This is a genomic window from Candidatus Nanopusillus massiliensis (genome assembly GCF_920984865.1).
In genome coordinates, this window is sequence record NZ_OV100765.1 from 59,351 (window position 1) to 66,217 (window position 6,867).

Annotated in this window: 12 protein-coding genes and 2 tRNA genes; 4 read left to right on the plus strand and 10 right to left on the minus strand. The window is 23.6% G+C overall.

The window, feature by feature from the left end; translation table 11 throughout:
* Positions 1 to 286: 286 nt before the first annotated feature.
* From LUA84_RS04955 to LUA84_RS00505, 4 genes are all read left to right on the plus strand, one after another.
* Positions 287 to 547 carry a thermopsin family protease gene (locus LUA84_RS04955; protein WP_457913315.1) on the plus strand — a complete coding sequence of 87 codons (261 nt, stop codon included), beginning with the start codon at positions 287 to 289 and terminating at the stop codon, positions 545 to 547.
* Positions 489 to 713, plus strand: a complete 225-nt coding sequence (locus tag LUA84_RS04960) for a thermopsin family protease (RefSeq protein WP_457913277.1) — start codon at positions 489 to 491, stop codon at positions 711 to 713. The genes LUA84_RS04955 and LUA84_RS04960 overlap by 59 nt, the downstream gene beginning before the upstream one ends.
* A complete protein-coding gene (locus LUA84_RS00500; protein ID WP_231433936.1) occupies positions 634 to 1,368 on the plus strand; it encodes a thermopsin family protease in 735 nt (244 codons plus the stop codon). Before LUA84_RS04960 ends, LUA84_RS00500 begins: the two co-directional genes overlap by 80 nt.
* A gap of 93 nt (positions 1,369 to 1,461) precedes the next feature.
* Positions 1,462 to 1,782: a hypothetical protein gene (locus LUA84_RS00505; protein WP_231433937.1), complete on the plus strand. Its 321-nt coding sequence runs from the start codon at positions 1,462 to 1,464 to the stop codon at positions 1,780 to 1,782.
* Between the two features lie 334 nt (positions 1,783 to 2,116).
* Here the strand turns inward: LUA84_RS00505 and LUA84_RS00510 are convergent.
* The 10 genes from LUA84_RS00510 to LUA84_RS00555 all read right to left on the minus strand — a co-directional run.
* Positions 2,117 to 2,189: transfer RNA gene (locus LUA84_RS00510), tRNA-Pro, on the minus strand.
* A 205-nt stretch (positions 2,190 to 2,394) separates the two neighbouring features.
* Entirely contained in the window at positions 2,395 to 2,799 is a 405-nt protein-coding gene (locus LUA84_RS00515) for a hypothetical protein (protein ID WP_231433938.1), read from the minus strand.
* Between the two features lie 265 nt (positions 2,800 to 3,064).
* Entirely contained in the window at positions 3,065 to 3,313 is a 249-nt protein-coding gene (locus LUA84_RS00520; RefSeq protein ID WP_231433939.1) for a hypothetical protein, read from the minus strand.
* A gap of 416 nt (positions 3,314 to 3,729) precedes the next feature.
* Positions 3,730 to 4,350, minus strand: a complete 621-nt coding sequence (locus LUA84_RS00525) for a hypothetical protein (protein WP_231433940.1) — start codon at positions 4,348 to 4,350, stop codon at positions 3,730 to 3,732.
* Between the two features lie 612 nt (positions 4,351 to 4,962).
* Positions 4,963 to 5,036, minus strand: a tRNA-Val gene (locus tag LUA84_RS00530).
* The gene (locus LUA84_RS00535) at positions 5,036 to 5,293 is read right to left on the minus strand and encodes a winged helix-turn-helix domain-containing protein (protein ID WP_231433941.1); all 258 of its coding nucleotides are present in this window, start codon (positions 5,291 to 5,293) and stop codon (positions 5,036 to 5,038) included. Before LUA84_RS00535 ends, LUA84_RS00530 begins: the two co-directional genes overlap by 1 nt.
* 47 nt (positions 5,294 to 5,340) lie before the next feature.
* Positions 5,341 to 5,697, minus strand: a complete 357-nt coding sequence (locus LUA84_RS00540) for a hypothetical protein (RefSeq protein WP_231433942.1) — start codon at positions 5,695 to 5,697, stop codon at positions 5,341 to 5,343.
* Entirely contained in the window at positions 5,660 to 5,950 is a 291-nt protein-coding gene (locus LUA84_RS00545) for a RuvB-like domain-containing protein (RefSeq protein ID WP_231433943.1), read from the minus strand. The genes LUA84_RS00540 and LUA84_RS00545 overlap by 38 nt, the downstream gene beginning before the upstream one ends.
* A gap of 1 nt (position 5,951) precedes the next feature.
* Positions 5,952 to 6,191: a glucosidase family protein gene (locus tag LUA84_RS00550; protein WP_231433944.1), complete on the minus strand. Its 240-nt coding sequence runs from the start codon at positions 6,189 to 6,191 to the stop codon at positions 5,952 to 5,954.
* Positions 6,192 to 6,351: 160 nt separating this feature from the next.
* Positions 6,352 to 6,867 (minus strand): glucosidase family protein (locus LUA84_RS00555; protein ID WP_231433945.1); only part of this gene is annotated, 516 nt, incomplete at its 5' end.

Consider the following 6,867-nt stretch of genomic DNA (forward strand, 5'->3'; position numbering starts at 1 on the left):
TATTCTTCATATTATTTTTATTACCCAATAAATTCATCAAATCAATATTTCAATATATATTTTAATTCAATAATTCCTTTAAATTTTTATTTAATGAATCAACAAAATTTTCAAAGTTTTCAAAATGGTGGGAATTTTAGTTCAATTTATCAAGAATATACAAATTATATAGAACAAAGTATATTTTTACCTTCAGGAAATTATTATATAGTAATTTACAACAATAATACATCAAAATGCATATTATAATCTTATATATAGTTTAACAAATCAAAGTGAAAATAATATTTATTCCCCAATAGGAATTTCTGATTATGGTATATATATTAGTAATGGAAATATTTATGGATACAATATTACAACAAATGAAGTTATTGGAGAAGTTTATTTAAATAATTTTAGTTCATATGTTGATCCTTTATGTTCTAATAATTTTATAGGTGAAAATTCTGGTTCTATACAATTAAATGCTATTTTAGAATTAAGTAATGGTCAATTATTATTGGTTACAAAATGTTTTATTAATAAAGAATATTGGATATTATGAATTTGCTGATAATTTATGGAATTTTACTTCTTTAAATTCTTATTTATTAGGAAATTTAATTAGAGGTAATGGAATAATAAGTAATTATGATAATGAATATTTTTATGTATATGAAACAAATAAACGTTGTTCTGCAAAATCCATTAAATGTATACTTAATAATTAATGTTACTCAAAACAATTCTTATCCAGAAATTCAATTTGTATATAGTTTTGATGGACAAAATATATATTGGTATGATAATGTTACATTATTAATTCCATCAAATGGTAATATAATTATTTCTCCATATTTTACAGGTTCTAATAATATAGAAGATTTAGAATTTGTTATCGGAGGACCTGGATACGGAACCTGTATAGATATAAACAATAATAGTGGATATTTAGGTTTATATTATTTATATAATAATCAATATCTTACTCCGGATCCATCAATATTCAATTTTGGTTTTAATACACAAGAATCTTCTTCAAATATTTATGAAAATATAATATCTCAAGGATTTGTAAACTTACTTACAGATTATTTTTATCCAGAATTTTTGGGAAGTACAAACACTTTAAATTATAATATATCAGTTTATTATTCTTACAATAATTCATATATAAATTATCAATATCCATTTGGAACAATTTTTAATATGAATATTCCGGTATATATTTATCAAAACAATACATTATATTTATTAAATAATTTAACAATAAATGGGGAAAATTATAATATTAATTATTCTCAACAGTATGTTAATATAAGTTTGCTTGTAAATAATAATTATAATATTATACAAGCTATATTGAATATTATTTGGTTACTATAAATGATAGTATTGGAATAAATTTCGCAATTTCTGGAAATTTATTTAAATGAAACATATTATAATAATATATATTCCCTTTATGCAAATAATATATTGAATATTTACTTAAATCAAACATATAATTTGAGAAATTATCAGTATTATTGTCCAAATAATATAACATTAAATATAAATAATTCAGAAAGTATAAATCTATCCAATTATTGTTATTTGCAATATCAACTAAATATATCTTTTCCATTCAATTATACAATAAATAATAATACTTATTCTGGAAATAATAGTTTTTATATAAATGCAAATAGTAATATAACTATATTAATAAATTCAATTAATTATATAAATAATCAGGAAAGATTGTATTGCAGTCAAAACAATATTAACTTTAAATATAAATTCTCCAAAAAATATTAATTTAATCAATTACTGTATATATCAATATTTAGTAAATATTAATACACAATTTTTAGTAAATATTTCTATAAATAATTCTGTAAATACTTATGGAAACACTTCTATCTTTTTAAATGATGGAACTTTAATAAATATTTTGCCTTCAAAACATATTTATCCAGGATTCTTTTATAATACAATTTATTATGAAAATGGATATAATTATGTTGTAAATNAACCACTAAATATTGTTATACAGTTTAATAAAGAAATTCAGTATAATTATTTAAATATTGGATTATTGATTGGAGGAATAATTGGAATAATAGTGATAATATTATATATTTTATACTAATGGGACCGCCGGGATTTGAACCCGGGACAACCGTACCCCAAACCGACATCCTTCCAGGCTGGACTACGGTNCCAGATAAAAATATATGAAAAATTAAAATATATAAGGAATAAATCTAAAAGTTTCTTTCATATATTCTTCATATTCCTTTCCAAACTATTCTAACATATATTTTTCTTCTGGAATTACTTCTCCAAAATATATCATTAATGATACAATAAAAGCTCCTAATATTCCTAATAGACTATATGTTACAAAGCCAAGTCCAAAGAATATTATTATTTCTCCGAAATATCCAGATATCCTAAATATTTGTATATACCATTTTTAATCTTTTTTTGATCTTCAACAGTTCCAATAGATGGTAAATAATATCTTCCAAGGGTTGCTTCAGCAATACCTTGTAATGCTAATCCAATTATAAATAATGAAAATCCAATAATATAACCTAAATTGTAATTAAATAGCGAAAAATTATAATAGTAATCTATTGATGCTAATATAACTATAAATGTCATTCCAAATAATACATATAATATAAAACCTACTAAAGAATACAATTTTAATTCTATTATTTTTTCTTTTTCTTCTTTTATTATTATAAATGGCAATATCAATCCTACAATTATTTCTGATATTATAAAAAGAAATAGATATTCTTGTATTCCAAAGTTTATTATCATTTTAATATTATTTTGTTTTTTAAATATAAATTTATACTATCAGTGATTTGAACTGTAACTTGTGGTCAATAATCATTAGTCTATACAACTATAATGGGTTTAAATTATGTTTTATCTTTACTGTAGTTAGTATACTTTGAATTATTTCTAAGTTCTGTAAATTTAGACTCAAACTTTTAGAATAATTACGATGTTGGTGTATATAATGTTGTTACTGTAAATGATAATAGAGTTGCTGTTATATTACTTGGGTTATACGCAATTACTACATAGAGACCTGGACCAACAGAAGATTATCATTTATATAAGTGCCCTGATCATATAAGTAATATTGATATGAGTAACCCTCAGCAAATTGTATTAAATTTTGTAAGTTAAGTACATAGATTTCGACAGGGCTTGATGCTGATACGGTTATGTATATTGTTCCTGAGAAGCCGTTTGGTACAACAACCCATGAATATTCAAAGTAGTCTGGTTGTAATGTACCATCACTAATATCAAACTGTCCCAAGTATGTGAGTATGTTCCAATAAGTATTGTTTAGTTTACTATACTGGCTCTGTAGTGAGCTATATTGTGTTTGTAGTGTCTGATATTGGTTTTGTAGGCTACCATAGTTTGTCTCCAGATTTGTATAGTTAGACTCAAGTGTATTGTATTGACTTTGTAATGTTTGATATTGTATTTGTAAATTTTCGTATATTAGTTTCATAGTTTGCATAATTAAAATAAGTTGTCAACCATAGTACTGCAAATACTGAAGCTGCTATAGCCAAAATAATCAAACCAATCAGATATATCTTAACTGATTTCATAAAAATATTACTAAATAAAATTTTTAAGTATTACTAAAGTTATATACTCCAATTGTCTGCATATATTAACTGTCATGTTTATACCTGATAGCTGGATATATAAAAATCAAATCTATGACGCGGTAATAGCCAGCATGTTAGGTGTTGTTGGAATATATATTATCGTTACATTACCATTAACATATGTGTACTGAGCATTTGGCAATACTTTACTAATGACTAAATAGTAACCACTATTAGCTAGTTGGGTTGTATTTAATGTAATCTCTGTGTTAAATATTGTTGATTCGCCACCATAGTAATATGCAGGGCTTGTAAATGACCATGCTTCCTGTTGGTATAGACTTTCAAAGTAATTAAATTGATCTGGTGTGAATAAAAATAATTCAACAGGGCTTGTTGAGGTAATATTTACAACTATTTCTACATATTTACTGTTTGTTGATAAGTTATATTGTATTGGTAAGTATATATAATACTGAGGAGAAAGACTTTCATTAATCGTTGAAACTGTAATTGTTGTAGGCCCACTGCACCAAATGCTTAGTTCTATAACTAACCAAGTATTGTTTTCAAGTTCTACTGAGCAACCATATGACTGAAAGTACTGGGGTATATTTATGTTTGGACCTGGTATTTCAGTTACTGGACAGGAACCAGTAATTGCATAAGTTGGTCCGTAGCCAATATAATATCCATAGTATGTATAATTGCTATCTTTAAACCTTCCCAATAGATTGAAGCCTCTGATTGTAGGATCTGTGCGTACTTACTAGGTGTGTAGCCACTTGGGTCCAGACTTTCCTCGCCAATAATGAGAAAGCTTTGGTATTGACTTAGGTATTCGTTGAAGTCNTGATCAAAACCGTAGTTAGCTTATTGTAGGGTTCTGGATCATTGTATCAACCTAATGTAGGCAAAGTTGTCTAGCCAAGGACAATGTTGTAATGGCGGAGCACATTTGATTGTCTGTACTGATTTACAATGCTAAAGAATTGGAAAACCCATGTTGAATTTATTGTGGTTTGTTTTATATATGAAGGATAATAAATGACTATGAGTATTATTAATATTAACAAATTTATTATGATACTAGCAATAATTTTACTAATAATAAGTTTTCTAGACCTACTTTTATTTTCTTTTTATAACAATATCCATATTTTCTGTATTTATAATTATCATCAGTCTTCATAGTTTGATGAATACATATATATTTTTATACTTTATGATCTTTTCTAATAATCCTTAGCCGTTTATAAAATATAAAACAATAATCTAATTATAGTTCAACTATAATAAAAGAAAATATAATCATTCTCTAATGAAAAATTAAATGAAAAACTGGTGCCACCGCCGGGTTCGAACCTGTGACCCCTACCATGTCAAGGTAGTGCTCTACCGCTGAGCTACGGTGGCTATTTTCCAATCTTTTTTGATATAATATTTATATATTGTGGGTTTATACTATAAATATATTCATTGTTATTTACTTCTCTTAATAATATACCTTGTTTATGCATTTTATTCAAATATTTTGATATATTATTCCTTGGAAGATTTAATATTTTTGATATTTCTCTTGAGGACATTTTATTTTTATATAATATCTCTAAAATTCGTTTTTGTGTATTAGATAATTTTATATCACCTTCTAAATTTTTTATTTCTTCCAAATCTTTATTTATATTATCTATCCACCTCTTCTAATAAATTATTTAATTCAATAAATATTTGTAACATTATTATTATTCTTTCTTATTAAATTTCTCAATATTTTTTCATCTATATTTATTTTTCCCTTTAATTTTTTATTTATCAATTTTAATATTTCATCTTCTGGAGGGAATTTCATTTCAATCTTTCTATATAATCTATTTAAGAAAGATAAAGTAGCATTCATTACTTGTGGAGATGGATGAATTAGCATTATTGAATGAACAATCTTATTATCATATAAATATTTTAGTTTTTTAGATACATCTTCTGGAAAATTATAATATTCATCTAATATCAATACTATAGGTAATTTATTTTCAAATTTAAAGAAATAAGAACTTAATATATTTATTTTCTTCAATTATTTCATCTATATCTTTATCTTTTTCATATTCTCCATTTATATATATTACATTATAATCATCTGATAGATCTTTTTTAATTTTAAATGCTAAAGAAGTTTTTCCAGATCCAATTGGTCCATATAATAAAAATATTTCTCCATTTATTATTGAATCTTTTACTTTTTTTATTATATCATCTACTCCAACTAAATTTTCATTTGGTCTTATATCTAAAGGATTTTTAGAAAAGCCATATTCTTTCCACCACATCTTATTTTATATTATTTAATAATTCCATATAAGTTGATATTGACCATAATTGATGTAAGGCCCCTACTGGTTTTAATTCGTATGCATTGGATCTTTCTGGTAATGTTCCTATCATTTTTATCAATCTTTCATCAGCTTTTATAATACTATTTATTATATTTTCATATTTTTCCTTATTTAAATTGTATAAGTCTATAGCAGCAATATTATTTATAAAAATCCATGAATCTCCATTATGCATTGATTTTCCCTCATTTTTAAAATAATTATCCTCATTACTATATGGAATAAATTCTTTATCAAATATAGTAAACTACTAATTCCTCCCCATTTTAGATATAAATGAATTAATGAATAATCAAATATATTTTCCCATTCATAATCTTTGAAAAAATCTTTGGCTAAAAATAATAGGATAAAAATACATTGCATCTTATTTTTTTATTTTTTATATCATCATATAATGAATAATCTGATAAATAATTCTTTCTAATTGAATTCTTTATTTTTTCTAATTTTTCTTTATATTCATCTTTCTTTGTATAATTATATAAATTGTCATATGCATTTGCCATTAAAAATTGTATTTCAATTGGATAAATTCTATTTAATGTATCCATCCATGTTTCATTTGGATATGCTTTAAATAAAAATAATTTTTCATCTAAATAATTTTCTTCAAATAGTTTTAGTTTCTCTATTATATTATTTACTAATTTATTAAATAAATCTCTTTCAAACAAATCTTTAAATTGAAATAATCTAAAAATATATAATCCTATTCCATCAGAATTTCCAACATTTTCATTTTTTATATTCATCAATATTCCATCTAATAAAAAATAATTTGAATATTCAATTAACTTATTCTTTACAATATCTTTATTAATATAATATAATCCTTTTAATGAAATTAA

Bases quoted from the DNA above. Each gene is read 5' to 3' on its own strand.
- LUA84_RS00545 (WP_231433943.1), bottom strand. From the start codon at position 5,950: ATGTGGTGGAAAGAATATGGCTTTTCTAAAAATCCTTTAGATATAAGA.
- LUA84_RS00500 (WP_231433936.1), top strand. From the start codon at position 634: ATGATAATGAATATTTTTATGTATATGAAACAAATAAACGTTGTTCTG.
- LUA84_RS00515 (WP_231433938.1), bottom strand. From the start codon at position 2,799: ATGATAATAAACTTTGGAATACAAGAATATCTATTTCTTTTTATAATA.
- LUA84_RS04960 (WP_457913277.1), top strand. From the start codon at position 489: ATGGTCAATTATTATTGGTTACAAAATGTTTTATTAATAAAGAATATT.
- LUA84_RS00550 (WP_231433944.1), bottom strand. From the start codon at position 6,191: ATGCATAATGGAGATTCATGGATTTTTATAAATAATATTGCTGCTATA.